The organism is Neobacillus niacini (assembly GCF_000759675.1).
Classification (GTDB): Bacteria; Bacillota; Bacilli; order Bacillales; family Cytobacillaceae; genus Neobacillus; species Neobacillus niacini_A.
Map to the genome: position 1 here is coordinate 1 of NZ_BAWM01000128.1, position 676 is coordinate 676.

Genomic DNA, 676 nt, shown 5'->3' on the forward strand with positions numbered 1-676 from the left:
TAGTCGAGTAGAATGGAGCCTTTCTACCTTACGGTAGATTGTACTCCACCCCCTCCCAGAACCGTGCTTGCACTATTAATGCACACGGCTCCTCCAGTAATCATTCACAGAATGTAGCTGATCTCTTTTCTTAAGTCATATATATTAACCTTAACTCTGGGTGAAGGTAGTGGATATTTATTAAGAAAGAGTCTGAATTTATCCCAGGTAAATGATTTCCTTTGACTTCTTCTATTGAGCCATTTAAACAGTAAGTATCCGATTTTGTCTCTAAAGTTGTTTACACTTGGGGCATTATCTGTGATGCAGTAATAGTTGTAGTAACCTATAAGTGAACGTTTGAACCTATCCATAATCATATGAATATCTTTATTTCTATTTTTCTTTAACCATTCTTTGGATTCTTTGAGTTTACCTTGGACTTTCTTCCTGCTTGATTTCCGTTTCACCCGAAAGTTTCCTTGTTTACTTTTCCCACAATAGTGTGTAAAGCCAAGAAAATCAAAGGTTTCAGGTTTACTATTCCCCTTCTGTTTTGCATCTTTATCCGCAAATTTTCCAAAGGAAATAATTTTCGTTTTATCTTCAGCTATTTCTAAGTTAAACATCTTCAGTCTCAATTTTAATGATTGAAAGAAATCTAGAGCCTCACTCTTATACTGGAAACAACAAACAA

Annotated in this window: 1 protein-coding gene; it reads right to left on the reverse strand. The window is 35.2% G+C overall.

Annotation, left to right across the window (positions count from 1 at the left end; all coding sequences use genetic code 11):
• Positions 1-104 precede the first annotated feature (104 nt).
• On the reverse strand, positions 105-608 hold the full coding sequence (locus TR08_RS24960) for a group II intron maturase-specific domain-containing protein (protein WP_238579243.1): 504 nt from the start codon (positions 606-608) through the stop codon (positions 105-107).
• Positions 609-676: the final 68 nt, after the last annotated feature.

Excerpts from the sequence above, each read along its gene's own strand:
- TR08_RS24960 (WP_238579243.1), bottom strand. The coding sequence starts at position 608 with ATGTTTAACTTAGAAATAGCTGAAGATAAAACGAAAATTATTTCCTTT.